Genomic DNA, 25070 nt, shown 5'->3' on the forward strand with positions numbered 1-25070 from the left:
GCTCACGTCGCCGGATGCTCCACCGCGCGCTCCAGCGCGTCGATGAACAGGCCGGCGACATTGATGCCAGCCTGGTCCATGATTTCGCGGAAGCAGGTGGGGCTGGTGACATTGACCTCGGTAAGGTAGTTGCCGATCACGTCCAGCCCGGCCAGCAGGATGCCGCGGCGCTTCAGCTCAGGCGCCAGCGCCAGCGCGATCTCGCGGTCGCGGTCGGTCAGAGCCCGCGCTTCGCCACGGCCACCGGCCGCCAGGTTGCCACGGGTTTCACCAGCCTGCGGAATACGCGCCAGGCAGTACTCCACCGGTACGCCGTCGATCACCAGCACGCGCTTGTCGCCGTTGCGGATCTCCGGAATATAGCGCTGCGCCATCACCGTGCGCGTGCCATTGTGGCTGACGGTTTCGATGATCACATTGAGGTTGGGGTCGTCCGGGGTAACGCGGAAGATACCGCTGCCACCCATGCCGTCCAGCGGCTTGAGAATGGCATCCTGGTGCTGGCGCACGAAGCGCTTGAGGCGATCCGGACGCGAGGTGACCATGGTCGGCGCAATCTGCTCCTCGAAATTGAGGATGGCCAGCTTTTCGTTGAAGTCGCGCAGCGCCTGGCCGCGGTTGAACACCCGGGCGCCCTGTGCCTCGGCCTGGGTCAGCAGCTGGGTGGCGTACAGGTATTCCAGGTCGAACGGCGGGTCCTTGCGCATCACGATGGCGGAGAAGTTCTGCAGCGCCTGCGCCTGCAACGTGCCCTTGCGGAACCAGTCCTTGTCCTTGCTGCCGGTGAGGTGCACCGGCACCGCCTCGGCCAGGATGCGCCCGCCTTCCACGTACAGGTCGCCCGCCTCGCAGAACCAGATGCCGTGGCTGCGCTTGGCGGCCTCTTCCATCATGGCGTAGGTGGTGTCCTTGTACAGCTTGAAGTGTTCCAGCGGGTCGGCGATGAACAGGATGTGCATTGCGTAATTTCCTCAAGTTGGCCGCAGGCTCAGGCGTCCGGGTCGGTAGCTTCCAGCTCCAGCGATGCCGCCAGCAGCGCCAGGCGCGAAATCACACCGTAAGCATAGAAGCGGTTCGGCGGGGCGTCCGGGCCGGCATGGCGGTCCGGCAGGCAGGGCTTCTCGAACGACAGCGGCACGAAGTGCATGCCGGGGGCGTTCAGGTTCTCGTCCACGCCGCGGCCGGTATGCACCCGGTAGAAGCCGCCGATCACGTAGCGGTCCATCATGTATACCACCGGCTCGGCCACTGCCTCGTTGATCGATTCGAAGGTGTACACGCCTTCCTGCACGATCACCTCGGACACTTCCAGGCCTTCCTTCACCACCGACATCTTGTTGCGCGCCTTGCGGTTGAGGCCAATCACCTCTTCCGGTGTCTTCACGCTCATCACGCCCATGCCGTAGGTGCCGGCATCAGCCTTCACGATCACGTAGGGCTCATGGTCGATGCCGTACTCGCGGTACTTGGCACGGGTGCGCGCCAGCACGCTTTCCACCTTGGCGGCCAGCTCGTCCTCGCCCTGGCGGGTATGGAAATCCAGGCCGGTGGCGGTGCTGTAGTAGGGGTTGATCAGCCACGGGTCGATGGAGATCAGCGAGGAGAAGTCGTCCGCCACCTTGTCGTAGGCGGCAAAGTGGTTGCTCTTGCGCCGTACCGCCCAGCCGCCATGCAGCGGCGGCAGCAGGTTCTGCTCCAGGTTTTTCAGGATGTCCGGAATGCCGCCGGACAGATCATTGTTCAGCAGCACGATGCAGGGACTGAAACCGTCGGCCAGCACCAGGCGGTTGCCACGGCGTTCAAGCGGCTCCAGGGTGATCACCGCGCCATTGGCGGCGGTGAGCTGGGTAGGCGCGGTGATTTCCGGGTTCAGCGAGCCCAGGCGTACCTTGAGGCCGGCCTGCTCGAAGATATGCACCAGTGCCGCCACGTTCTGCAGGTAGAAGCTGTTGCGGGTGTGATTCTCCGGAATCACCAGGATGTTGCGCGCTTCCGGGCAGACCCGGTCCACCGCGCTCTGCGCGGCCTGTACCGCCAGCGGCAGAAAGTCCGGATTCAGGTTGTTATGCCCGCCCGGAAACAGGTTCATGTCCACCGGCGCCAGTTTGAAGCCGCTGTTGCGCAGGTCCACCGAGCCGTAGAACGGCACCGCGTGGTTGTGCCACTGGCTGCGGAACCAGTGTTCGATATGCGGCTGCGCAGCCAGGATGCGGCTTTCCAGCTCGCGTAGCGGGCCGGTCAGTGCGGTGGTGAGATGCGGTACGGTCATGTTGCCCTTTCTGCCGAGGGAATTCGCAATCCATGCATGGTGGGGCCGATGACGACGAGATTCAAGCCTGCGGCCAACATGGAAATTGAACAGCGTGTTTTATTGCCAGCTTAGCAAACCACAAGTGCCGCGTGGCGGACAGAAACCAGCCGACCAGCCTGGGTAGCAACGCGACCGGACAGACAACAAAAAACCCGGCCGTGGCCGGGTTTCAGGCTGCTGACAAACTGCCCATTTATGCATTGCCGGACCCGGCAAAGCCGGGCCGCTCCAGCTAAGCGCTTGAATCGGCAGCCTTCCTGTTTACAAAACAAAGCACGGTTGGCCGCATCACAGCGGCCACGGCTCGCCGTAGGCTTCCTGATACAGCTGGCGCAGCTTGTTCCAGTCGAAGAAATGGTTCTGACAGCCGTGGGTCGCCACCTTGATGGCGCCGATCACATTGGCCAGCCGGCCGGTGACTTTCCAGTCCAGGCCGTACTTGATGCCGTACAGCAGGCCGGCGCGGAAGGCATCGCCGCAGCCCATCGGATCCACCGGTTTCACCGGCATCTGCACGCGCGGAATCAGGTGCACGCTGTCGCCAACGTAGATCTCGGCACCCTTGGAGCCACGCGTCACCACCAGCGCCTCGACTTGCTGGCGCAGGTCGTCCACCGTCAGCCCGGCGCGCTCGCGCATCAGCTCGCTTTCGTAGTCATTGATCGCCACGTAATTGGCCAATGCCACGATCTCGCGGATTTCCTCCGCCGACAGCAGCGGCAGCTCCTGACCGGGGTCGAAGATGAAGGGAATGCCGGCGGCGTGCAGTTCGCGCGAGTGCTGCAGGAAAGCCTGATGGCCGCCCGGCGACAGAATGGCCAGCTCAATCGGCTCGGCTATATCGGCAATATGGTTATCGGTGGCAAAATCCATCGCCCCCGGGTGGAAGGCCATCAGCTGGTTGCCGTCCTTGTCGGAGATACCGAAGCACTGCGAGGTGTACTGCCCGGGCACGGTGCGGATGAAGCGGTCATCCACATTGTTGCGCTTGAGGTGCTGGCGGTAGGGCTCGAAATCCTCGCCCACCACGCCCATCACCATCGGGCGCTCGCCCAGCAGGCTCAGGCTGTAGGCGATGTTGCCGGCCATGCCGCCAAACTCGCGCCGCATGGACGGGGCCAGGAAGGTAGTGGAAATCTTGTGCAGCTGATCCGGCAGGATCTGGCTGTCAAAGCGGCCTTTAAAGGCAAACAGGGTATCGTAGGCTAGCGCCCCGCAAACCAGAATCGACATGGCTGGTGCAAAACTAAAAGGCAATCGGCGAGTCTAGCATGAAGCCTGTGTGACAGTCAGCCGTGAACTGCGGCCAACATGCAGATAACTAACGACTTTTTAAGTATTACTCCGGAATAAACCATGGCAATTGTCCGCCCTGCCGCAGCACTGCTGCTGGCCCTGCTGCTCCCGCTCAAGGCACTGGCTGCCAACGACCTGGGCACCATCCCGCTGAACACGCCGGAAGGCAAGCCGGCACAGTTTGCCCGCCTGCAGGGCAAGCTGACAGTGGTGAACTTCTGGGCCACCTGGTGCGCCCCCTGCCGTATAGAGATGCCGATGCTGTCGGCGGAGGCGAAGCGCTTGGCCGCACGCGGCGTGCGCTTTGTCGGCATCGCGCTGGACCAGCCGGAGCAGGTACAGGGCTTTCTGAAGCAGACGCCGGTGAGCTACCCCATCGTGCTGGCCGACGGTGACGGCATCGAGCTGATGCGCACCCTGGGCAACAAGGCCGGAGGGCTGCCGTTCACCGTGATCCTGGACGAACGCGGCCAGCCGGTGAAGCGTATCCTCGGCATCATCGACGAAAAAGCGCTGCTGCAGGCGCTGCCGCTGCGCTGAGCGGCCGGCTACAGATCAAAAAACGCGTTGCGCTCATCTGCCATGCTGTGGCCGGGCAGCAGGCTGCGCACCGCCTCGGTCAGTGTTTCGCGCAGGCGCAGCAGCTCGGGCACCTCGGCCGCCACTGCCTGCTGGTCGTGCTGCTGCATGGCCTGCCATAGCTGGAAGCTGTGGCTGCCGATGGCCTGCAGCAATTCGCCCAGCTCGCGGTAGCGCGGGTGATGACCGTAGCCACGCTGCCCTTCCTCCAGATACCAGCCGGCAAACTCGGCGTAGCTGGCCGCATCCCAGTCGCCCGGTTTGCCATCGCCGGCCGCCAGTTCCAGCAGTCGCCCCAGCGTGGCGCGGTAGGCCAGCTCCAGGCGGAACAGCGCGATGTCCTGCTGGGTCCAGCGCTGGCGCGCGGCGAACTCCCAGTGCGGGTTGCCCTGCCAGCGGCGCACCCAGTCAAAGAAGTGGTCCGCCGGCATCGGTCGGGCGATGCCGTAGCCCTGTGCCACTTCACAACCCAGATACAGCAGCAGCTTGCCGTGCTCGTCGGTTTCCACTCCTTCGGCCACCAGGTGGCGGTTGAAGGCGCCGGACAGGCCGATGATGCCCTGCACGATGGCCAGATCGTCGGTGTCCTCGTGCATGTTGCGGATAAAGGACTGGTCGATCTTGAGCTTGTCCGCCGGCAACCGCTTCAGGTACAGCAGCGAGGAGTAGCCGGTACCGAAGTCATCCAGCGCAAAGCGCACCCCCAGCGCCTGGCAGTCGCGCATCAGCGCGATTACCCGCTCCAGGTCGGATAGCGCGGTACTTTCCAACACCTCGATCTCCAGCATGTCGCGTGGCAGTTGCGGGTATTCCTGCAGCAGCACCGCCATGCGGCGGGCAAAGTCCGGCTGCTGCAGGTGGAAGGCGGAAATATTGACGCTGATGCCCAGCAGCAGGCCACGGGCGCGCCATTCCTGCATCTGCGCCAGCGCGGTACGGATCACCCACTCGCCCAGCGGGATGTCCAGTTCGCTGTCCTCGATATCGGCCAGGAAGGCGCCGGGCGCCAGCACGCCGTGTTGCGGGTGGTGCCAGCGCAGCAGCGCCTCTGCCCCCACTACCTTGCCGTTGCGCATGTTCACCTTGGGCTGGTAGTACAGCCGCAGCTCGCCCTGCTCCAGCGCCTGCCGCAAGCGGACCAGGCTTTCCTTGCGGCTGCGGCGGCGCTTGTCGTGCTCGGCATCGAACAGCCGGTAGCCGTTGCGGCCCTGCTCTTTTACCTGGTACATGGCCTGGTCGGCGTGGCGCAACAAGGTGTCCGGATCGTGCTCGTCCTGCGGGTACAAGGCCACGCCGATGCTGGCGCTGATCTGCAGCTGCATGCCGGACAGTTCATAAGGCTGGGCGATGATGTCCAGCAGGCGTTGCAGGCTGCTGTGGCAGGCTTCCAGATCCGGCAGGTCGGTCAGCACCAGCGCGAATTCGTCGCCCCCCAGCCGTGCCACGGTGTCACTGCCGCGCAGCGCATCGCGCAGCCGGCCAGCCACCTGGATCAGCAACTGGTCGCCCAGTTGCTGGCCGTGGCGGTCGTTCACCCGCTTGAAGCCATCCAGGTCCATGAAGCACACCGCCAGCAGCAGGCCGTTGCCCTGCGCGCGCGCCATGCTCTGCTGCATGCGCGCGGCCAACTGTGCGCGGTTGGGCAGCTGGGTCAGCGCATCGTGCTGCGCCAGCTGGTCCAGCCGCTGCTCCTGCTCCTTGAGTACGCGGATATCGGTGAAGATGGCGATGTAGTTGCGCAAGGTACCGTCGGCATCCGGCACGCTGGAAATCGACAGCAGCACCGGGTAGGGTTCGCCGTCGTGGCGGCGGGCCCACACCTCGCCCTGCCAGTGGCCGTCAGCCTGCAGCTGCTGCAGGATCGCGTCGTAGAACGCCGGCTCATGCCGGGCGGAGCAGAAATCCTGCAGCCGCACCTCCTGCAGCGCTTCACGCTGGTAACCGCTGATCTGGCACAGCGCGCGGTTGGCATCCAGGATGCGGCCGCGCGCATCGGTAATGGCGATGCCCTCGTGCGAGTGCTTGAATACCCCGGCCAGCAGCCGCAGCCGGCTTTCAGCCTGACGCAGCTCGCTGACATCGTTCCAGGCGCCGATGATGCCGGCCAGCTTGCCATCCTCGCCGTAGAACACGTTCTTGGAAAAGATCACCTGGCGGCAAGCGCCGTACTGGTCGCGCAACTGGCCGTGGTAGTCCTGCCGCGCCGCGCCCTGCAGCAGCGCCTCGTCATGCTGCTGATGCACCTGCGCCAGCCGGCGCCCCCACAGCTCCTCGGCACTCTTGCCACGAATGGCGTGCCGCGACTGGCCGATCACGCGGGCAAAGGCCTCGTTGCAACCCAGGTAGCGCCCCTGCAGGTCCTTGTAGAACACCGGCATCGGCATTGCCTGCAGCAGCATGTCGGCAAAATGCCGGCCATGATTCTCCCCCTGCCGCGCCCGCTGCAGCTGTGCGGCCAACCGGTTGCAGGCGCTGGCCAGTGCGGAGGTGGCATCGCCGGGTGCTTCCGGCAACCGCTCCAGCAAGGCGCCTTCGGCCTGCGCCCCGGCTCGCCGGGCCAGCTGCTGCAGCCGCCAGCACTGGCGGCGATACAGCAGCCCCAGCCACAGCGCGGACAAGGGCAGCATCAGCCAGGCGCCATGGGCATGCGGCCAACCCAGCCATTGCCACCACAGCAGCAGCGCCAACTGGCAACTCAGCAATACTGGCGTCAGGCGCCACGACAGCAGATATTCACTCAAGGTGCGGATCATGATGTTGGTTGTGATTGCTGCTCCGCCGGCGGCTTGCCAGGGGCGCTATTGCCGAGCCGGCATGTCGCCTGACCGGAAAGACCTTCGCCCCGGCTCCCTGTGGTTGTTTTCCGCCTGCATTTATCGATATGGATTTTGTCAGACAAGATTGCCATGCCACTACGATTGCTTCCAGCAACAATCGCCAAATCGTCAGCAACTGTATATTTTCGATAAAAGTAGTTTATGACTAAACGCAAACAAGCAGCGCTTTGCCACACGCGCGCGCCACTTGCCTGCCGGCTGGCTGCCGATTTTGTCCTTGCCGCCACAAACAACAAGGCGGCCGGATATACCGGCCGCCTTGCTGGAATGCGTCTGCAACAGCTTCAGATTGTTGCCGCCAGGCGCGCCCCCTGATCGATTGCCCGCTTGGCATCCAGCTCCGCCGCCACGTCGGCGCCGCCAATCAGGTGCACCGGCTTGCCGGCAGCCAGCAAGGGCTGTTGCAGTTCGCGCAGCGGCTCCTGCCCGGCGCAGAGGATGATGTTGTCCACCGCCAGCACTTGCGCTTCGCCCTTGATCACTACATGCAGGCCGGCATCGTCGATGCGTTCGTAGCTCACGCCCGGAATCATCTTCACCTGCTTCATCTGCAGGCTGCTGCGGTGAATCCAGCCAGTGGTCTTGCCCAGACCCTCACCTACCTTGCTGTTCTTGCGCTGCAGCAGGTACACCTCACGCGGGCTGGGATGCGGCTGCGGGCCGCTGGCTGCCAGACCGCCGGCAGTGGCGATATCCATGTCCACCCCCCACTCGCGCATGAAGGCCGCCACATCCAGCGACGGCGACTTGCCCTCATGGGTGAGAAACTCGGCGGTATCGAAACCGATGCCACCGGCACCGATGATGGCCACCTTGCGGCCAACCGGCTTGCCGTGCTTGAGCACATCCAGGTAGCTCAGCACCTTGGGGTGATCGATGCCCGGAATGTCCGGCGTGCGCGGCGCAATGCCGGTTGCCAGCACCACCTCGTCAAAGTCCGCCAGATCCGCCGCCGACACGCGGGTGTTCAGCCGCAGCTGCACACCGGTAGTGTCGATGCGGCGCGCGAAGTAGCGCAGCGTCTCGTGGAATTCCTCCTTGCCCGGAATGCGCTTGGCCACGTTGAACTGGCCGCCGATCTCGCCTGCGGCATCGAACAGCGTTACCGCGTGGCCGCGCTCGGCGGCGATGGTGGCAAACGCCATGCCGGCCGGGCCGGCACCCACCACCGCCAGTTTTTTCGGCGTGGCGGCAGGCAGGTAGTTGAGTTCGGTCTCGCGGCAGGCGCGCGGGTTCACCAGGCAGCTGGTGAGCTTGCCCTGGAAGATGTGGTCCAGGCAGGCCTGGTTGCAGCCGATACAGGTGTTGATCTCGTCGCCCCGGCCGGCGGCGGCCTTGTTGACGAACTCGGCATCGGCCAGGAACGGCCGCGCCATCGATACCATGTCGGCGCAGCCGTCGGCGAGAATCTGCTCGGCGATATCCGGCGTGTTGATGCGGTTGGTGGTGATCAGCGGAATGCTGACCTTGCCCATCAGTTTCCTGGTCACCCAGGCAAAACCGCCGCGCGGCACGCTGGTGGCAATGGTGGGCACCCGCGCCTCATGCCAGCCGATGCCGGTGTTGATGATGGTGGCGCCAGCCTTTTCCACTTCCTGCGCCAACGCCACCACTTCGTCGAAATTGCTGCCGTCCTGCACCAGGTCCAGCATCGACAGCCGGTAGATGATGATGAACTCGCGGCCAACCGCGGCGCGCACCGCGCGCAGCACTTCCAGCGCGAAGCGGATGCGGTTTTCGAAGCTGCCGCCCCAGCGGTCAGTACGCTTGTTGGTGTGGCGGGCGATGAACTGGTTGATCAGGTAGCCTTCCGAGCCCATCACTTCCACGCCGTCGTAACCGGCCTGCTGCGCCAGTTTCGCGCAGCGGGCGAAATCGGCGATGGTGCGCTGGATATCGTCTTCCGACATCTCGCGCGGGCGGTAGAAGTTGATCGGCGCACAGATCGGCGATGCCGACACCAGCTGCTCCTGAAAGCTGTAGCGCCCGGTGTGCAGGATCTGCATGGCGATCTTGCCGCCGGCGGCATGCACCGCGTCGGTAACGGTGCGGTGCTGCGGCACTTCGTGCTCGTCCGCCAGCATGGAGGCACCATCGGCCACGCGGCCTTCCTCATTCGGCCCCACGCCGCCGGTAACGATCAGCCCCACCCCGCCGCGTGCGCGCTCGGCATAGAAAGCGGCCATCTTCTCGAAGCCGCCCGGCGCTTCTTCCAGCCCGGTATGCATCGAGCCCATCAACACGCGGTTCTTCAGGGTGGTGAAGCCCAGATCCAGTGGCGCCAGCAGGTGCGGGTATGCGGTCATGATGTTCATCCTCGTGTCGCGGCGGCCCGTCTGCGCGGGCAAGCCCTTGATTATCGGTATGGCACAGCCTGCCAGCGACGATACTTACTGGTAAGTAAGTTGTCAAACGATCGTTTTAATTCGCACGCCTGTCTGTCATGCGCAGCACGCTGGCTTACAATTGATGACAAAATCACAACACTCTCAGGGAGTCACCATGTGCCAGCCATCCTGTCATGTCACCCCGGCAGCCGCGCTGCAGCTGGGCCGCCGCCAGTTCCTGCGGTTGGCCGCACTGGGCGGCGGTGCAACGCTGCTGGGCAGCTTTCTGCCGCAGACCGCGCTGGCGGCCGGCGGTACCGATGCCCTGCTGCTGTCGTGCATGGATTATCGGCTGGTGGATGATACCGAGCGCTTCATGGCCGGCATGGGCATGCGCAACAAGTACGACCACATCGTATTGGCCGGCGCGGCGCTGGGTGCGGTAACGCGCAAGTTTCCGGCGTGGAACACCGCGTTCTGGGAGCATCTGCAGGTGGCCATCGACCTGCACCACATCCATCAGGTAATCGTTCTCGACCACCGCGACTGCGGCGCCTACAAGGTGATTCTGGGCGAGGACTTCGGCAAGACGCCGGATGCGGAGACGGCGGTACACGCCGAAACCCTGATGCAGTTGCGGCAACAGATTCTGGCTAAATACCCGCAGCTGCAGGTGCACACCTACCTGATGGCGCTGGACGGCAGCGTGCAGCAGATCGTGCCGCGCAGCTGAACCCGTAAAATCAGCGCGCGGTAACGCGGTTGAGCCAGGCCAGCAGATCGGCCTCGAATTCCGCGCGATTGGTTTCCTGATGCATTTCGTGGCGGCAGCCGCGATACACCGTTACCGTCACATCCTGCAGGCCGGCGCGGCGGTAGCGCGCGGCCAACTGCCCCAGGCCGAACTTGCCCAGGCTCACCGGATCGCGGCTGCCGGCCTGCAGCCACACCGGGCAGTTCTTCGGCAAGGCCCGGCCGTCGGCCTCGCCGGCCTCCATGGCGATAATGCCGCCGAACAGGTCCTGCCACAGCCGCGGGGTGGGAAACTGCCCGCACAGCGGGTCGGCAATGTAGGCATCCACCGCCGCCGGATCGCTGCTCAACCAGTCCAGCCGGGTGCGTGCCGGCAGGAAACCCAGATTGAAACTGCCGAATACCAGCGCAGTCATGAACGGGCTGGGTCGATCCGCGCCGCCCAGCCGCCCGGCCAGGCGGGCGACCTGGCGCATGACGCGCGCCAGCCACCGCTGGCGGTAGCCGGTGGCCGACAGCACCAGGCCATCCAGCCGCTGGCCGTACTGCAGCAGGAAGCTGCGGGCGATGAAGCTGCCCATGCTGTGGCCGTACAGCACCAGCGGGCAGTCGTGCTGGCTGCGCGCGTGATCCACCACGCAGCGCACATCATCCACCACCAGGCTCCAGCCTGCCTGCGCCGCGAACCAGCCGGGCACCGGCGCGTAGCGGCCATGGCCGCGGTGGTCGTGTGCATACACCGCGTAACCTGCTGCCGCGAGCTTGGCCGCCAGCGGCGCGTAGCGCGCCGCGTGCTCGCTCATGCCGTGGCTGATCACCACCACGCCACGCGGCGCGTCTACCGGTAGCCAGCACAGGCCATGAATGGGGGTGTCGTCGCTGGCTGCCAGCACGAATGTCTGCATCACGTATCCTGTCCACAAGAAAACAGCCATTGCGTAACAATGGCTGCATGATGGCTGCAGTTTGTCAGAATATGCCGCCGGAAAAAAGCCGTCGGCGGCACGCTTCAAGCCTGCAGCGGCTTGCTGTCGTAATCGGGGTTGATGCGCGAGGTCAGCACGTGGTCGCGCCAGGCGCCATCCAGGAACAGGTAGTCCTTGGCATGGCCTTCAATGTGGAAGCCCAGGCGCTTGAGCAGCGCGGCGCTGCGCACATTGTGCGGCTGGTAGTTGGCCTGTACCCGGTGCAGGCGCAGATTGATGAAGGCGAACTGCACCACCGCCTCCAGCGCCTCGCGCATCAGGCCCTGACCTTCGCAGTCCTTGTCCAGGTTGTAGCCGACATGGCAGGCCTGGAACACGCCACGCACGATATTGCTGATGGTGATCATGCCGATCACCCGGCCCGGCTCCTTGTCGCGCATCAGCAGAAAGGTGGCGCCACGGCCTTCACGCCAGTCTTCTTCGCGCTGGCGCATGCGCATCGACCAGAAAAACTCGGAGAAGAACATGCCGCCCGGCGTAGGCTCCCACTGCGCAAAATGCTCGCGGTTGCGCTGCTGGTAATCCAGCACGGCGCGGGCCCACGCGGACTCGGCGGGCAGCAGTTGCAGACGGTCAGTGGACAAGGGGGGCTGCGATGTCGCCATCGATCACTCCGGGCTACGGCAGAAAGGCGCAAGTATGCCATCAAGCGGCCGTTCGCGGTTTGATTACGACAGCGCCACCGACGGCAGCCATGAAAAAACCCGTGCCAGCGGGCACGGGTTCAGGCTGCAGACATACAGCCCGCTTAAGCGTCACCGGACCCGGCAAAGCCGGGGCGCCCCGGCCAAATCTTTGAATCGGCAGCCTTACCGTTTACAAAACAAAGTCCTTTTGCGAGGCAAAAGGACTTTGTTTGCACAATCAACGGTGCCGGCGAGCACGGGTTCAGGCGATACGACCTTGCGGCCAACCTTAGTTGCCGGTCAGGCGCTCCAGCGCTTCGCGGTACTTGGCGGCGGTCTTCTCGCGCACGTCCAGCGGCACGGCCGGGGCCGGCGGCTGCTTGTTCCAGCAGGAAGCCTCCAGCCAGTCGCGCACGAACTGCTTGTCGAAGGACGGCGGGGTGCTGCCTTCGGCATAGCTGTCCGCCGGCCAGAAACGGCTGGAATCCGGGGTCAGCGCCTCGTCCATCAGCACCAGGGTGCCATCTTCGTCCAGACCGAATTCGAACTTGGTATCGCAGATGATGATGCCGCGCTTGGCCGCGAACTCAGCCGCGGTCTGGTACAGCAGGATGGCGGTGTCGCGTACCTTGGCGGCCAGTTCGGCGCCAACGATGGCCTCGCACTGCGCGTAGGTGATGTTTTCGTCGTGATCGCCCACTGCCGCCTTGGTGGACGGGGTGAAGATCGGCTGCGGCAGCTTGCTGGATTCCTTCAGGCCGGCCGGCAGCTGGATGCCGCACACGGTGCCGGACTTCTGGTATTCCTTCCAGCCGGAACCGGCCAGGTAGCCACGTACCACGGCTTCGATCATCACCGGCTTCAGGCGCTTGGCCACCACGCCACGACCGGCCACCAGCGGCAGGTCTTCCGCCGATACCACGTCTTCCGGCTTGTCACCGGTGAGGTGGTTGGGCACCACGTCCTTCAGGGTCTCGAACCAGAAGTTGGAGATGGCGGTGAGGATCTGGCCCTTGCCCGGAATCGGGTCGTCCAGGATCACGTCGAAGGCGGACAGGCGATCGCTGGCGATCATCAGCATGCGCTTGTCGTCGATCTCGTACAGGTCGCGTACTTTACCCGAGTAGATTTTCTTCAGGCTCTTGAGGGTGGTGTTGGAAGCGGTCATGGTCATTCCTTCAATCAAAAAACTGCATGTCCTGGTAGGGACGTATCCTGCATGCCGCCAGACGGCTGGTCAGCGAGCCGACGTGCAACTCCAGCTGGTGGCCATCCGGGTCGAGAAAGTAAAACGATTCACCTTCGCTGCGGTTATCACGCCAGCAAGGCACTCCGGCAGCCTGCAACCGGCCTACCCAGGCGGGAAACGCGGCAGCCTCCACGCCAAATGCGTAGTGGGTATAGCCAGCCCGTGGCGGCCCTTGCCAGTCATCCAGCGACAGGCACAGCCATAGCTCACCCAGCGTCAGGTAGCCACCGCCTGCCCAGCGTGCCGCCGGCCTGGCCTTCAGCACGCCACAGTAAAACTGCCAGGCTCGCTCCAGATCGCTTACCGCCAGCGTCAGGTGATTCAACCCTTGTAGCGTCATGCGTCACTTCATGAAAAAGGCGCAGCCTTGTGAGCTGCGCCTGAATCCTTACAGGGTATCCTTCAGCGCGCGCGCCTGCTCCAGCGCGTCGTCCACGCCGGCCGCCAGCACGCAGTAGTGGCCCATCTTGCGGCCAACCCGTGCCTGCTTCTTGCCGTACAGGTGCAGCTGGGTGTTCGGCGCTTCCATCAGCACCGACCAGTTCGGCTCGCCGCCGTCCTCGCCCCAGACATCGCCCAGCAGGTTCACCATCACGATGGGCGACAGCAGATCAGTCTTCCCCGGCAGCAGGCCGCACATGGCGCGTACCTGTTGCTGGTACTGATCGGTGGCACAGGCGTCGATGGTGTAGTGGCCGGAGTTGTGCGGACGCGGTGCGATCTCGTTCACCACCAGGCTGTCGTCGCCCAGCACGAAGAACTCCACCGCCAGCACGCCTACGTAGTCCAGCGCCTCGGCCAGCTGCATCGCGTACTGCTGCGCGCGTGCGGCCAACTCCGGAGCAATGCGCGCCGGCACGATGGACTCGTCGAGGATGCCATCCTTGTGGATGTTCTCGGCCACCGGGAACACCGCTACCTGGGCAGTGCTGACGCGGGTAACAATGGCGGACACTTCCAGCTTCAGGTCCAGCATCTTTTCCAGCACGCAGGCCTGGCCGCCCAGGCTGGCGAAAGCCTCGCGTGCCTCGTCGGCGGTTTTCACCCGCACCTGGCCCTTGCCGTCGTAGCCCAGCCGCGCGGTCTTGAGGATGCCCGGCAGGTAGTCGGCCAGATCGCCGGCCAGGTCGGCGGCCTGTTCCAGCGCCAGGTAGGGCGCAGTCGGCAGCCCGGCCTTGCGCACCCAGCTTTTCTCGGCGATACGATCCTGGGCGATGGCCACGCAATCGCCGGACGGCGACACGCGAGTGGTCTTGGCCAGCTGCCGCATGGCGTCGGCGTTGACGTTTTCGAATTCGGTGGTAACCGCGGCGCAGCTGTCGGCCAGGGTCTTCAGCGCGGCGGCGTCATCGAACGGCGCGCACAGGTGCACATCGGCGAATTCGGCTGCCGGAGCGTTGGCATCCGGGTCCAGCACGGTGACACGGTAGCCCATGCGCTTGGCGGCGGTAACGAACATGCGGCCCAGCTGGCCACCGCCGAGGATGCCCAGCATCGCGGGCGGCAGGATGGCGCGCATCATTCCACCTCCGGCAGCGTCATCGCCAGCACGGTGTCTTCCTGCTTCTTGCGGAAGGCCTTGAGCTTGTCCGCCAGCTGCGGGTTGCCGTTTGCCAGCATCGCCACCGCGAACAGTGCCGCGTTGGCCGCACCGGCTTCGCCAATGGCGAAGGTGGCCACCGGAATGCCCTTGGGCATCTGCACGATGGACAGCAGCGAGTCTTCGCCGCGCAGGTACTTGGACGGCACCGGCACGCCCAGTACCGGGATGTGGGTCTTGGCTGCCAGCATGCCCGGCAGGTGGGCGGCGCCGCCGGCGCCGGCGATGATGGCCTTCAGGCCACGCGCTTCCGCCTGTTCGGCGTACTGGAACAGCAGGTCAGGAGTGCGGTGGGCGGAAACGACGCGGGTTTCAAAGGCGATACCGAAGTCCTTCAGCACGCGCGCGGCGTTCTGCATGACTTCCCAATCGCTGTTGCTACCCATCACGATGCCAACTTCGATCATGGAGGCGAGTCCCGTCTAAGGAGAGAAAAAACGGGATTTTACCTGATTCGGCAAGGGCTTGCCCGCCGGATGTAGCCGCGCTGGCGATAAAACCGGCACCCGGCTGCCGCCATGCTGGCAGCCGGGCTTGACCGCATACGCTGCGGCCAGGGCGGTAGAGCAACAGGCTTACAGCGTGGCCAGCCGCTGCTTGGCCTTCTGCGCGGCGGCGCTGCCCGGGTACAGCTTGATCAGGCGTTGCAGGGAGGCACGCGCCTGGTCTTTCTGCTGCAACGCCAGCTGGTTGTCGGCCATCAGCCGCAGTGCATCGGCGGCATGGGCATTGCGCGGATATTGCTCGGCAAAGCGGCGCTGGATATCGATGGCGGCGTCGTATTGCTTCAGCGCGGTGTGCGCCACGCCCAGCCAGTAGTTGGCCTCCACCGCCTGCGTCGAGCCTGGGTAGCGGTCCATCACCGCCTTGAGCTGCGGCACTGCCTGGGCAAAGTCACGCTTGCGCAGGGTATCCAGCGCCCCGGCCAGCGCAGCCTCCACCGGGGCCGGAGCGGCAAGCGCCGGCGCCTCGCCCTGGGCGGCGCTGGCGTCGCCTTGCGGCCGCTCCAGCTTGCCCAGGCGCAGATCCAGATCGGCATACAGGTCGTTCTGCCGCTTCTGCGTTTCCGCCAGCTGATGCTGCAGCACTTCGTTCTGGCCGCGCAGGCTGGCCATTTCGCTCTGCATCTGCCCCACCTGGTTCACCAGGTCCAGCAGGCGCTGGTTGGCCAGCTTGGCTTCCACGTCGGACAGCCGTGCACTGGCTTGCTGCGCATTGCTGCTCAGCTGGTTCTGCAGCTGCTGACGGGTGGCTTCCAGATCGCTGGAGGTGGCACAGGCGCCCAGCAGTACGGGCAACAACAGCATCGACAGTCGGTTTTGCATGGTGGAATCGCCAATCGCTTCAATGAAAAATCCGGGACAGCGTGCCGCGATCCCGGATGGTGGTCAAGCCGTCAGCGCCTTATTGGTACAGGAAGTCGGCGCGGCGGTTCTCGGCGTAATCCTGCTCGCTGGTGCCCTGTGCACGCGGCTTTTCCTTGCCCAGGCTTACCGCCTCGACCTGCTCCGGCTTCACGCCCAGCACTTCCAGCGCCTGCTTCACGCTTTCGGCACGGCGCTGGCCCAGCGCCAGGTTGTACTCGCGGCTGCCACGGGCATCGGTATTACCCTGGATCAGCACATTGGTCTTGTACTTGCCCAGGTAGCTGGCGTGCGCCTGCACGGTGGCACGGTCGGCATCGCGAATCGTGGACTGGTCGAAGTCGAAGTACACGCTCTTGCCATTCACGCCGGCAAAGGCAGCGGCCTCGGCGGCACGGGCATCCACTTCCGGCAGCTGCTGCGCCGGCTTCAGATCGCCGCTGTTGCCGGTGGTGTTGCCGGCAGTCACCGGTGCGGTGGCCGCGGTATCGCCGGCCGACGGGGTACTGGCGCAGGCGCTGAGCAGCACGACACTGGCAGCGACAATAAACGGGGCGACTTTCATGCGCTTCTCCTTCAATTCGATTCGGTTAGACGGCTAGGACAAGATAAAAAATTTTGCACAAAATAAAGACCGGCAGCGACAAGGTTTGGTTCAAGCCGCCGCATCAGGGGTTGAACGGCCCCCAGGCAGCATCCTGCACCTCGCCCTGGATCACCCCCAGGCGCACCCGCCCCGGGTGCTGGATGGAGGCGGCAAACAGTACGCTGCGCCCGCCCTGGTCACTGGCATACAGCACCATCTTGCCGTTGGGAGCAAAGCTCGGTGATTCATCATAGGCACTGTTGCTGAGCTGACGGCTGTCGCCACTGGCCAGCTCGTGCAGCATCACCTTGAAACGGCCGCCTTCGCGCTGCACGTACACCAGCTGGCGGCCATCCGGCGAGAACGACGGCGACACGTTGTACGCACCCTGGAAGGTAATGCGCCGCGCGTTGCGGCTGCCATCCAGCTGCTGCACATACAGCTGCGGGCTGCCGCTGCGGTCGGAAACAAAGGCGATGCTGCGGCCATCCGGGCTCCATACCGGCTCGGTATCGATGGCATTGCTGTAGCTGAAGCGCTGCAGGCCGCTGCCATCGGCATTGATCAGGTAGATCTGCGAATTGCCGGACAGGGTGAGCACCACCGCCAGGCGGCGGCCATCCGGGCTCCAGGCCGGTGCGGAGTTGCTGCCCTTGTAGTTGGCCAGCACCCGGCGCTGGCCGGTGGACAGGTCCTGCAGGTAGACAATGGGTTTCTTGTTTTCGAACGATACGTAGGCCAGGCGGGTGCCATCGCGGTTCCACGCCGGCGAGATGATGGGTTCGCCGGAGCGCAGCACGGTCTGCGCGCGGCGGCCGTCCACGTCGGCCACCTGCAGTCGCCATTCCTTGCCTGCCTGCAGCACGAAGGCAATGCGGCTGGCGAACAGGCTTTTCTCGCCCAGCAGCGCCTCGTACACCATGTCAGCCATGCGGTGCGCCACATCGCGCAGCTGCGACGGGTGCACATCGAATTCCATCGCCAGCTTCTGCTCACGCGGCGTCAGGGTATCGGCCCAGAAGGTGACGCGCAGCATGCCGCCATCCAGCTTGCCCACCCGGCCGTAGACCATGGCGCGCGCGCCCTGCTGCTGCCAGTAGCCGGGCTCCAGCGTGGCGCCGGCGGGGACTTCCAGCAGGTTGAACAGCCCGGTCATCGCCAGATCGCTCTTCACCGTGCTGGTAACCGGATCCGGCAGCCATTCTTCATTGGCCAGCGGCAGTACCGCCAGCGGGTAGCGGTTGGCGCCACCACCAACGATATCCACCGTCAGATCGGCGCGAGCCAGCGGTGCGGCCAACAACAGGCAGCACAGCAGTAGCCGCTGCACGAGAACAAAGAGGTTTTGCAAGGCTTACTCCTTGGGTCGGAAGTTCAGGGTAATGCGGCGGAAGTCGGCAAACTCCGCGCCCTTGGGCAAGGCCGGGAAGCGGCGCGCTTCGCGCAATGCCGTCAGCACCGCCTGGTCGTAGCCGCTGTTGCCGCTGCTGCGCAGCAGCCGGCTGCTGCGGATTTCCATGGTGGGCAGGATTTCCACCTCCACCACCGCCTGCGGGTTGCCGCTGATGCCATCCGGCACCATCACATACGGGCGGATGCGGTTGCGCACCGCCTCGATATACTGCGCGCGCAGATCGGCCACACCGGTCACGCTTCCCCCCTGCACACCCTGCTTGCCGCCAGCCTGCGTCACCTTGCCCTTGCCGGGGCCCGGTGGCAGCTCGTCCAGCCCGGCCAGCAGGTCATCGGTTTGCGGCGGCGCGCTCTTGCTCGGCTTGGTCGCTTTGGGGCTGGCTGGCGCTGGCTGCGGTTTGGCCTGTTCGGCAGGTGGTGCTTTCTTTACCGCCTTGGCCGGCTCTACCAACTGTGGCTGCGGCTTGGGCTGAGGCTTGCCGCCCTTGAGGGTGATGTCGGCCGCCGGCAATTGCGGCACCTGGGGTGGCGCGACTGCCGGAGCAGCCGGCGGTTGCGGCTTGCTGGTAGCTGCCGGCGCAGCCACAGGCTTGGGATTCGTAGCTGGCACCGGCTTGGCGATACTGCCACCGCCAGCCCACAGCTCCACCGCCAGTGGCGGCGGCGTCTGTAGCACCGCCGGTGCCGCCGACCACCACAGCACGGCCAGCAGGCCAGCGTGCAGCAGCAGCGACAGCAGCCAGGCAGCCTTGCCGGGTTCGCGTGCGGCCAGCATCAGTTCCCCTGCTGGCGCACGGTCAGCGCCACGCGCTGGATGCCGGCCTCGTGCAGCCGGTCGGCCACCGCCACCACCGCGCTGTATTTCAGGTCGCGGTGGGCGGTTACCACCACCGGACGGTTATCCTTCACCCGTGCCTGTACGTCGGCGATCAGCGCGTCCAGATCCGCCATCGGCTGGCGCTTGCCGCCTTCGCCGACAAAATAGCGGCCATCGGCCTCGATGCTGATTTCCAGCGGCGTGGTATCCACCTGTGCCGCGCGGGTCACGCTGGGCACGTCGATGACGCCGGGGGTGAACATCGGCGCGGTCACCATGAAGATCACCAGCAGCACCAGCATCACGTCGATATACGGCACCACGTTCATCTGGTTCATCATGCGGCGGGGACGGCGTTGCAACATCGGGTGTTTCTCCGGGTGGCGGAAGCAGGATGTTAGCATCTGCACCCGCGCAATGGTTTCAGCTTTCTAACGACCGGCCCGCGCCGGCTAGGTTCCTGGCTGGCGGGGCAATGTCCTAGCGGCGACGCAGCAAGGTCATGCCGTCGCCCATCGGCAGGATGCACTGGTCGACGCGGGCATCGTGCTTCAGGCCGGCATTGAAGGCACGCAGTATCTCCACGCTGCGCGGGTGCCCCGGCTGCGGGTCCACCACGCGGCCATTGAGCAGAATATTGTCGATGGCAATCACCCCGCCGGGGCGCACCAGTTGCAGACAGGCCTCGTAGTAGTCGGGGTAGCTCTGCTTGTCGGCATCGATGAAGGCCAGGTCGAAACTGCCGGCGGCGCCATCGGCCAGCAACTGGTGCAATGTCAGCAGGCCGGGCTGCAGATACAGCGCGATGCGATCGGCCACGCCGGCGCGTCGCCAGTAATCCATGGCGATGCTGGTGAACTCCACGCTCATGTCGCAGGCCACCGTGCGGCCAGCCTCGCCCATGGCCAGCGCCACCGTCAGCGCGCTATAGCCGGTAAAGGTGCCGATCTCCAGGTAGCGGCGTACACCCAGCAACTGCACCAGCCAGCCCAGGAACTGCCCCTGCTCGGGAGCGATCTGCATCTTGGCCATGCGGTGGCCGGCGGTGAATTCGCGCAGCTCGCGCTGCACCGGGTGCTCGTTAACACCGATATCGAACAGGTACTCGGCCACCTGCGGGCCGAAGGTCATGGTGTGTCGTGTCATGAACAGGCTCGGAAATCAAAATGCCGCAGTCACAACAAAGCCCTTGCGTGGCGGCAAGGGCTTTGGTTACCGGCGGCCCCGCACGCGTGGCGGGGCTGCTGCAATGCCGGCCTTACTCCGGCTGGTAGACGTAGGGCTTCTGCGCTACGCGCGATGCCTTCCAGCGCGCCAGATCGTCCAGATCCTGCGGGCGATCCCACCAGGTCAGACGCAGCTCACGGCGCTCGGCATCCACTTCCGGATGCTTGGCCAGGTAATCGTTCATGAATTGGGTGAAATCGGACTGGTACATCTGAATACTCCCGGTAAAAGATGGCGGCGATTGTACTGCAAAAGCACCCGGCCAGGCAGCAGCTTCAATGCCGGATAGCGTTAGCCGATGCGGATTGCCGCGTCAGCCATGCGGCCTGCGCCTGCAACAGCTGCTGCCGTTGCTGGCGCAACATGCCAAAACGCTGATAGCTGAAGATGCTCACCAGCAGGGCCAGCAACAGGCAGGATAGCAATAGCCACAACCGCGGCGAATGCATTTCCGCCCAGCCGATCCGGCGAGTCAGCTCCAGCTGCAACAGGAAAGGGCCACTGCGAATCTCGGTATGGGCATACAGCTGGGTAGGCGTGCGGGTCAGGTAGCCCTCGGCCTGCCAGCCAAGACGCAAGCTGGTTGCCGGCAGGGTTGGCAACATGCCGCTCGGCGGCAGCCACAACGCCAGCACGGAGCCATCCGTACCGGGCAGTAGCAGTAAATGGGTGGCGGTACTACCGTGCTCCTGCCACGGCAGCACTACCGCCTGCCCGATGGCCAGCTGCGGCAGCAGCGCCGCCACTGCCGGGTACTCGGCAAGATCCGGCGGCAGTGCTGCACCGTCTGCTGCCAGCGCGGGGAAGGCCACGCTCAGCGGCAGACCATGATTGCGCACGTCGCGGCGCAGCAAGGCCACCCGCTGCAGCAGGGGGAAATCCGCGCGCAGCTTGTTCATGTAGTGGCCAGGGTCCGTGCCGGCTTCCATCTGCTGCAAACGGGAAATATCCAGCAGCAACTGCTGGGCCGCCTGCTGCAACCGCCCCAGCCTGTCCCGCATCTGCACGGCTATCTGCCTGGCATCCTCGTCCAGCGTGCCTTGCATGCTCGCCCGCTCATAGGCCAGCAACCAGCTGCCACCCAGCAGCACCAGCAACAGCCAGAACAGCAGCAGCGCCAGCAGCAGACCCTGCTGCGGCCAACGTTGCCGCCAGCCACTCACAGCTGGAACTCCTGCTTCTGGTGCTGGGAGATCAGCACCCGCCATGCCTGCAGCAGCTTCTGGAACTTGCTGTTGGCCGGGTCGAGTTCACGCACTTTCTGCAGCAACTGGTGCGCCTGGCGCACATGGCTCTCGTTCCAGCCATGGCGGTGGGTCTGCGCGATCACCGCGTTCACCAGGTTAAGCATCAGCTGCGTGTTCTGCGGCATTTCCTCCAGCGCCTGCTGGAACAGGGCGATGGCGCGATCGTGCTCGCCCATCTGCGCCATGTGCACCGCCTGGTTGTTGAGGTTGACGATGTCCTGCACGCTGCTGGCAATCAGCTGGCGACCGGCATCGCCCTGCCCCACCTGGTCGAACATGGCGGACAGCTTCTGCAGCAGATCCTGGTTGTCGTGATGGTTACGCACCATGTCGCGCGCCACCTGGTCGCCCAGCTCCTTCTGGCCCTGGGTGTAGCAGGCGCGGGCGAACTCCAGCTTCTGGTCGTCGCTGAGCTTGCCCAGCTGCCCCAGCCGGTCGGCAGCGGACTGCAGCAGGCGCGCGGCAGCCTGCTTGTTGCCGCTGCTGTTCTGGATGGCGCTGTCCACCACGTCCGCCATCCACTCGCCTTCCTGGTTGTACTTGTAGTCGCGGCGCAGCGATGCCAGCGTGCGCGCCGCCTCGGCCTTTTCACCACAGGCCAGCTGGGTGCGCACCAGCGCCGAGTATTGCGACGGGTTGCGGTGCCAGCTGGACTTGGCCAGGTTCAATACCGTGCTGTAGGCACTGCGCGCCTGCAACAGGTCGCCATTTTCTTCTGCCACCTCGGCCAGCACCTGGTGCCGGCGCACGGTGGCCGGCGCCAGCTCGGTGGCACGCTTGAGGATTTCCTGCGCCCGGGAGAGGTCGTGGTTGTCCTGGTACAGCCGGGCCAGCCAGTCGTAAGCCTCCATCACCCGGTCGTTTTCCACGATCACCTGCTCGAACATGGCCAGTGCCGGCTCCACCTGCTTCTGCCCGGCCAGGGCCTTGGCCATGCCCAGCCGTGCCCACGGCATCTCCTTCACCTGCAGTACCTGCTTGTACAGCGCCTGCGCGCTGTCGTAGTCGCCGATCTTCAGCGCCAGGCTGCCCTTGAGCTTCATGAAATCCAGCGCGAACTCGCCGCGCTCGGTGATTTTCTTGTTGCAGGCTTCGATGGCACCCAGGTAGTCGTGGCTCATCAGCGCATCGTCCACCACCTTGAAAGCCTCGCGGCGGCGCATCGCCATTTCCAGCCGACGGCCCAGCTCCACGCCGGTGAACGGCTTGAGCAGGTAGCCGTCCGGTGCCAGCTCCGCCGCCGAGATCACCTTGGCCGCACGACGCTCGCCACTGACGATCATGAACACGCAGGACTGCTTGAGCAGATTGCGCTCCTTGGCTTCCTCGTACAGGTACAGGCCATCGTTGCCGGTACCCAGATCGTAGTCGCACAGCACCACGTCGAAGTCGTAACGCATCAGCTTGACCAGCGCATCGCTGGGCTTGCCGGCGTATTCCACCTTCTCGGCGCCAAAGGAGTTCAGCGTCATCGCCATGGCGCGCTGCATTTCCGGCACGCTGTCCACCACCAGGTACATTTTCTTGGCAAACGGGTTGCCGTACTCGACACGACCGGCCTCACGCTGCCCGGTGATGGCGTGAAAGGTGGTGGATTCGCGTGGCTGCTGGCTCATCTTGCTTCTCGTCAATAGGGGTTGGCTGCCTCAGGCCGGGGTCAGCTTGTCGGCGGCATAGCGCAGATCCAGCCACTTGATGCCGTGCTCGGCAAAGTTGATCTGCAAACGCACATCGTCGCCACCGCCTTCGGCGCTGATCACTACGCCGGCACCGAACTTGGCATGGCTCAGTGCCTGGCCGATACGCCAGCCGGCAATACTGCTGCTGCGCACGAAGGCCGGCGCCGCTTCCTGCTGCCAGGCATTACGGCGCGGGGCTGCTGCTTTTACCGTAGCAGACAAGTGTTGTAACAGTTCTGCTGGTATTTCGTCGACAAATCGTGAGCGGATCGGGTAACGGCTCTGGCCGTGCAGCATGCGGCTCTGCGCCGAGGTGAAGTACAGCCGCTTGCGGGCGCGGGTGATGGCCACATACATCAGGCGGCGCTCTTCCTGCAGGCCCTTGCCGTCAAAACTGTTTTCGTGCGGGAACAGCCCTTCTTCCAGACCGGTGATGAACACCGCATCGAACTCCAGGCCCTTGGCGGCATGCACCGTCATCAGCTGCAGCGCATCCGCGCTGGCATCAGCCTGGTGATCGCCCGCTTCCAGGCTGGCCTGGGTCAGGAACTCCACCACCGCCAGCTCCGGCTCGTGCGGCATGAAGCCCAGCGCGGCGTTCACCAGTTCGTCCAGGTTGGCCAGCCGCTCCTCGCCTTCCTTGCGGTCGGCCTCATACATGGCGCGCAGGCCGGAATCATCCACGATCAGGCTGATCTGCTCGGCCAGCGTCAGGTGCTCGCAGCGGGCGCGCAGCTGTTCCACCAGCAACACGAACTCGGCCACCTTGCCGCCGGTGCGGCCGCCGCCGGCACCGCAGGCGGCCTGCCACATGCTGATGCCGCGCTCGCGGCTGGCGGTTTGCAGGTTTTCCACCGTGCGGGCGCCAATGCCGCGCGCCGGCACGTTGATCACCCGCATCAGCGCGTTGTCGTCGTCCGGGTTGATCGCCAGACGCAGGTAGGCCAGCGCGTGCTTGATCTCCTGGCGCTCGAAAAAGCGCAGGCCGCCGTAGATGCGGTAGGCCACGCCTGCCTGCACCAGCACGTGTTCCAGAATGCGTGATTGCGCGTTGGAGCGGTACAGCACCGCCATGTCGGACAGATTCCAGCCATCGCGCGCCAGCGCCTTCACCTCGTCCACCACGAACTGCGCTTCCTCGCCGTCGCTGAAGCCCTCGAACACGCGAATCGGCTCGCCGGCGCCGGCATCGGTCCACAGCTGCTTGCCCAGGCGGCCATCGTTGTGTTCGATCAGCGCGTTGGCCGCATCCAGAATGGTGCCGGCGGAGCGGTAGTTCTGCTCCAGGCGGATCGGCGCGCTGATGCCGTAATCACGCAGCAGCGCATGCATATTGCCCACCTCGGCACCACGGAAGGCGTAGATGGACTGGTCGTCGTCGCCCACCGCGAACAGCGCGTTGTCGCTGCCGGCCAGCAGCTTGAGCCAGGCGTACTGCAGGCGGTTGGTATCCTGGAACTCGTCCACCAGCACGTGGCGGAAGCGCTCGCGGTAGTGCACCGCCAGCGCCTCGTTGCGCGACAGTAGTTCGTAGCAGCGCAGCAGCAGCTCGGCGAAATCCACCACGCCTTCGCGGTTGCACTGCGCGTCGTAGGCGGCGTACAGCTCGATCAACTTGGCCTCGTACGGGTTCATCGGCACCGGAATCGCATGTGCGCGCACGCCGGCTTCCTTGTTGCCGTTGATGAACTGCTGCACGGCCTTGGGCGGGAATTTTTCGTCGGACACATCCAGCGCCTTCAGCAGCCGCTTGATGGCGGACTGCTGCTCGCCGGCATCCAGAATCTGGAAGGTCTGCGGCAGGCCGGCATCGCGGTAGTGGATGCGCAGCAGCCGGTTGCACAGGCCGTGGAAGGTACCGATCCACATGGTCTTGACGTTCACCGGCACCATGGCGGAAAGCCGCGTCTGCATCTCGCGCGCCGCCTTGTTGGTGAAGGTCACCGCCAGGATGCCGGACGGGTTGATCTGCCCGGTGGACAGCAGCCAGGCGATGCGGGTGGTGAGCACCCGCGTCTTGCCGCTGCCGGCGCCGGCCAGCACCAGCGCGCTCTTGGCGGGCCAGGTAACGGCGGAGAGTTGTTCGGGGTTGAGGCCGGCGAGCAGCTTGTCGTTCATGGGGCACAGGCGGGTAGAGAAACAATCGTTGCATTCTACACCAGCGCCACTGCCC

Annotated in this window: 23 protein-coding genes; 2 read left to right on the plus strand and 21 right to left on the minus strand. The window is 64.8% G+C overall.

The window, feature by feature from the left end; translation table 11 throughout:
• Positions 1–2 precede the first annotated feature (2 nt).
• The 3 genes from gshB to ACFOKJ_RS10355 form a co-directional block, all read right to left on the minus strand.
• Positions 3–959: a glutathione synthase gene (gshB, locus tag ACFOKJ_RS10345; RefSeq protein WP_390279257.1), complete on the minus strand. Its 957-nt coding sequence runs from the start codon at positions 957–959 to the stop codon at positions 3–5.
• A gap of 29 nt (positions 960–988) precedes the next feature.
• Positions 989–2269 carry a glutamate--cysteine ligase gene (gene gshA, locus ACFOKJ_RS10350; RefSeq protein WP_390279259.1) on the minus strand — a complete coding sequence of 427 codons (1281 nt, stop codon included), beginning with the start codon at positions 2267–2269 and terminating at the stop codon, positions 989–991.
• A gap of 330 nt (positions 2270–2599) precedes the next feature.
• Positions 2600–3544, minus strand: coding sequence for a carbohydrate kinase family protein (locus ACFOKJ_RS10355; protein WP_390279261.1), 945 nt, complete (start codon positions 3542–3544; stop codon positions 2600–2602).
• Positions 3545–3667: 123 nt separating this feature from the next.
• Here ACFOKJ_RS10355 and ACFOKJ_RS10360 point away from each other — a divergent pair, with 123 nt between their 5' ends.
• Entirely contained in the window at positions 3668–4147 is a 480-nt protein-coding gene (locus tag ACFOKJ_RS10360; RefSeq protein WP_390279263.1) for a TlpA disulfide reductase family protein, read from the plus strand.
• 8 nt (positions 4148–4155) lie between these two features.
• Here the strand turns inward: ACFOKJ_RS10360 and ACFOKJ_RS10365 are convergent, their stop codons facing one another.
• Positions 4156–6939, minus strand: coding sequence for a putative bifunctional diguanylate cyclase/phosphodiesterase (locus ACFOKJ_RS10365; RefSeq protein WP_390279265.1), 2784 nt, complete (start codon positions 6937–6939; stop codon positions 4156–4158).
• Positions 6940–7307: 368 nt separating this feature from the next.
• On the minus strand, positions 7308–9329 hold the full coding sequence (locus ACFOKJ_RS10370) for an oxidoreductase (RefSeq protein ID WP_390279267.1): 2022 nt from the start codon (positions 9327–9329) through the stop codon (positions 7308–7310).
• A gap of 196 nt (positions 9330–9525) precedes the next feature.
• On the opposite strand from ACFOKJ_RS10370, the gene ACFOKJ_RS10375 reads away from it, so the two are divergent.
• Positions 9526–10083, plus strand: coding sequence for a carbonic anhydrase (locus ACFOKJ_RS10375; RefSeq protein WP_390279269.1), 558 nt, complete (start codon positions 9526–9528; stop codon positions 10081–10083).
• Positions 10084–10093: 10 nt separating this feature from the next.
• Here the strand turns inward: ACFOKJ_RS10375 and ACFOKJ_RS10380 are convergent, their stop codons facing one another.
• The 16 genes from ACFOKJ_RS10380 to ACFOKJ_RS10455 form a co-directional block, all read right to left on the minus strand.
• Positions 10094–11008 carry an alpha/beta fold hydrolase gene (locus ACFOKJ_RS10380; protein WP_390279271.1) on the minus strand — a complete coding sequence of 305 codons (915 nt, stop codon included), beginning with the start codon at positions 11006–11008 and terminating at the stop codon, positions 10094–10096.
• A gap of 104 nt (positions 11009–11112) precedes the next feature.
• On the minus strand, positions 11113–11694 hold the full coding sequence (locus tag ACFOKJ_RS10385) for a GNAT family N-acetyltransferase (RefSeq protein WP_390279273.1): 582 nt from the start codon (positions 11692–11694) through the stop codon (positions 11113–11115).
• 310 nt (positions 11695–12004) lie between these two features.
• Positions 12005–12883: a phosphoribosylaminoimidazolesuccinocarboxamide synthase gene (locus ACFOKJ_RS10390; RefSeq protein ID WP_390279275.1), complete on the minus strand. Its 879-nt coding sequence runs from the start codon at positions 12881–12883 to the stop codon at positions 12005–12007.
• A 10-nt stretch (positions 12884–12893) separates the two neighbouring features.
• A complete protein-coding gene (locus ACFOKJ_RS10395) occupies positions 12894–13304 on the minus strand; it encodes a VOC family protein (protein ID WP_390279277.1) in 411 nt (136 codons plus the stop codon).
• Between the two features lie 48 nt (positions 13305–13352).
• Positions 13353–14483, minus strand: a complete 1131-nt coding sequence (locus ACFOKJ_RS10400; protein WP_390279688.1) for a 5-(carboxyamino)imidazole ribonucleotide synthase — start codon at positions 14481–14483, stop codon at positions 13353–13355.
• Positions 14483–14971: a 5-(carboxyamino)imidazole ribonucleotide mutase gene (gene purE, locus ACFOKJ_RS10405; RefSeq protein ID WP_390279279.1), complete on the minus strand. Its 489-nt coding sequence runs from the start codon at positions 14969–14971 to the stop codon at positions 14483–14485. Before purE ends, ACFOKJ_RS10400 begins: the two co-directional genes overlap by 1 nt.
• A 168-nt stretch (positions 14972–15139) precedes the next feature.
• Entirely contained in the window at positions 15140–15889 is a 750-nt protein-coding gene (locus ACFOKJ_RS10410) for a YbgF trimerization domain-containing protein (RefSeq protein ID WP_390279280.1), read from the minus strand.
• 79 nt (positions 15890–15968) lie between these two features.
• Positions 15969–16493 (minus strand): peptidoglycan-associated lipoprotein Pal, encoded by a 525-nt coding sequence (gene pal / locus ACFOKJ_RS10415; protein WP_390279282.1) that lies wholly within the window; start codon positions 16491–16493, stop codon positions 15969–15971.
• Positions 16494–16596: 103 nt separating this feature from the next.
• A complete protein-coding gene (tolB, locus tag ACFOKJ_RS10420; protein ID WP_390279283.1) occupies positions 16597–17865 on the minus strand; it encodes a Tol-Pal system beta propeller repeat protein TolB in 1269 nt (422 codons plus the stop codon).
• Positions 17866–17868: 3 nt separating this feature from the next.
• On the minus strand, positions 17869–18702 hold the full coding sequence (locus ACFOKJ_RS10425; RefSeq protein WP_390279285.1) for an energy transducer TonB: 834 nt from the start codon (positions 18700–18702) through the stop codon (positions 17869–17871).
• Complete coding sequence (locus ACFOKJ_RS10430) at positions 18702–19109, minus strand: biopolymer transporter ExbD (protein WP_390279287.1); 408 nt, start codon at positions 19107–19109, stop codon at positions 18702–18704. The genes ACFOKJ_RS10425 and ACFOKJ_RS10430 overlap by 1 nt, the downstream gene beginning before the upstream one ends.
• A 115-nt stretch (positions 19110–19224) precedes the next feature.
• Entirely contained in the window at positions 19225–19890 is a 666-nt protein-coding gene (locus ACFOKJ_RS10435) for a class I SAM-dependent methyltransferase (protein WP_390279289.1), read from the minus strand.
• A 112-nt stretch (positions 19891–20002) separates the two neighbouring features.
• Positions 20003–20182 (minus strand): DUF3460 family protein, encoded by a 180-nt coding sequence (locus ACFOKJ_RS10440; protein WP_390279291.1) that lies wholly within the window; start codon positions 20180–20182, stop codon positions 20003–20005.
• A gap of 64 nt (positions 20183–20246) precedes the next feature.
• The gene (locus tag ACFOKJ_RS10445; RefSeq protein WP_390279293.1) at positions 20247–21134 is read right to left on the minus strand and encodes a hypothetical protein; all 888 of its coding nucleotides are present in this window, start codon (positions 21132–21134) and stop codon (positions 20247–20249) included.
• Positions 21131–22834, minus strand: coding sequence for a tetratricopeptide repeat protein (locus tag ACFOKJ_RS10450; protein ID WP_390279295.1), 1704 nt, complete (start codon positions 22832–22834; stop codon positions 21131–21133). The genes ACFOKJ_RS10445 and ACFOKJ_RS10450 overlap by 4 nt, the downstream gene beginning before the upstream one ends.
• 30 nt (positions 22835–22864) lie before the next feature.
• Positions 22865–25015, minus strand: a complete 2151-nt coding sequence (locus tag ACFOKJ_RS10455) for a UvrD-helicase domain-containing protein (protein WP_390279296.1) — start codon at positions 25013–25015, stop codon at positions 22865–22867.
• Between the last annotated feature and the right edge of the window lie 55 nt (positions 25016–25070).

Source organism: Vogesella amnigena (genome assembly GCF_042648905.1).
Lineage (GTDB): Bacteria > Pseudomonadota > Gammaproteobacteria > Burkholderiales > Chromobacteriaceae > Vogesella > Vogesella amnigena.

Bases quoted from the DNA above. Each gene is read 5' to 3' on its own strand.
- gshB (WP_390279257.1), bottom strand. From the start codon at position 959: ATGCACATCCTGTTCATCGCCGACCCGCTGGAACACTTCAAGCTGTAC.
- gshA (WP_390279259.1), bottom strand. From the start codon at position 2,269: ATGACCGTACCGCATCTCACCACCGCACTGACCGGCCCGCTACGCGAG.
- ACFOKJ_RS10355 (WP_390279261.1), bottom strand. From the start codon at position 3,544: ATGTCGATTCTGGTTTGCGGGGCGCTAGCCTACGATACCCTGTTTGCC.
- ACFOKJ_RS10360 (WP_390279263.1), top strand. From the start codon at position 3,668: ATGGCAATTGTCCGCCCTGCCGCAGCACTGCTGCTGGCCCTGCTGCTC.
- ACFOKJ_RS10365 (WP_390279265.1), bottom strand. From the start codon at position 6,939: ATGATCCGCACCTTGAGTGAATATCTGCTGTCGTGGCGCCTGACGCCA.
- ACFOKJ_RS10370 (WP_390279267.1), bottom strand. From the start codon at position 9,329: ATGACCGCATACCCGCACCTGCTGGCGCCACTGGATCTGGGCTTCACC.
- ACFOKJ_RS10375 (WP_390279269.1), top strand. From the start codon at position 9,526: ATGTGCCAGCCATCCTGTCATGTCACCCCGGCAGCCGCGCTGCAGCTG.
- ACFOKJ_RS10380 (WP_390279271.1), bottom strand. From the start codon at position 11,008: ATGCAGACATTCGTGCTGGCAGCCAGCGACGACACCCCCATTCATGGC.
- ACFOKJ_RS10385 (WP_390279273.1), bottom strand. From the start codon at position 11,694: ATGGCGACATCGCAGCCCCCCTTGTCCACTGACCGTCTGCAACTGCTG.
- ACFOKJ_RS10390 (WP_390279275.1), bottom strand. From the start codon at position 12,883: ATGACCGCTTCCAACACCACCCTCAAGAGCCTGAAGAAAATCTACTCG.
- ACFOKJ_RS10395 (WP_390279277.1), bottom strand. From the start codon at position 13,304: ATGACGCTACAAGGGTTGAATCACCTGACGCTGGCGGTAAGCGATCTG.
- ACFOKJ_RS10400 (WP_390279688.1), bottom strand. From the start codon at position 14,483: ATGCGCGCCATCCTGCCGCCCGCGATGCTGGGCATCCTCGGCGGTGGC.
- purE (WP_390279279.1), bottom strand. From the start codon at position 14,971: ATGATCGAAGTTGGCATCGTGATGGGTAGCAACAGCGATTGGGAAGTC.
- ACFOKJ_RS10410 (WP_390279280.1), bottom strand. From the start codon at position 15,889: ATGCAAAACCGACTGTCGATGCTGTTGTTGCCCGTACTGCTGGGCGCC.
- pal (WP_390279282.1), bottom strand. From the start codon at position 16,493: ATGAAAGTCGCCCCGTTTATTGTCGCTGCCAGTGTCGTGCTGCTCAGC.
- ACFOKJ_RS10425 (WP_390279285.1), bottom strand. From the start codon at position 18,702: ATGCTGGCCGCACGCGAACCCGGCAAGGCTGCCTGGCTGCTGTCGCTG.
- ACFOKJ_RS10430 (WP_390279287.1), bottom strand. From the start codon at position 19,109: ATGTTGCAACGCCGTCCCCGCCGCATGATGAACCAGATGAACGTGGTG.
- ACFOKJ_RS10435 (WP_390279289.1), bottom strand. From the start codon at position 19,890: ATGACACGACACACCATGACCTTCGGCCCGCAGGTGGCCGAGTACCTG.
- ACFOKJ_RS10440 (WP_390279291.1), bottom strand. From the start codon at position 20,182: ATGTACCAGTCCGATTTCACCCAATTCATGAACGATTACCTGGCCAAG.
- ACFOKJ_RS10450 (WP_390279295.1), bottom strand. From the start codon at position 22,834: ATGAGCCAGCAGCCACGCGAATCCACCACCTTTCACGCCATCACCGGG.
- ACFOKJ_RS10455 (WP_390279296.1), bottom strand. From the start codon at position 25,015: ATGAACGACAAGCTGCTCGCCGGCCTCAACCCCGAACAACTCTCCGCC.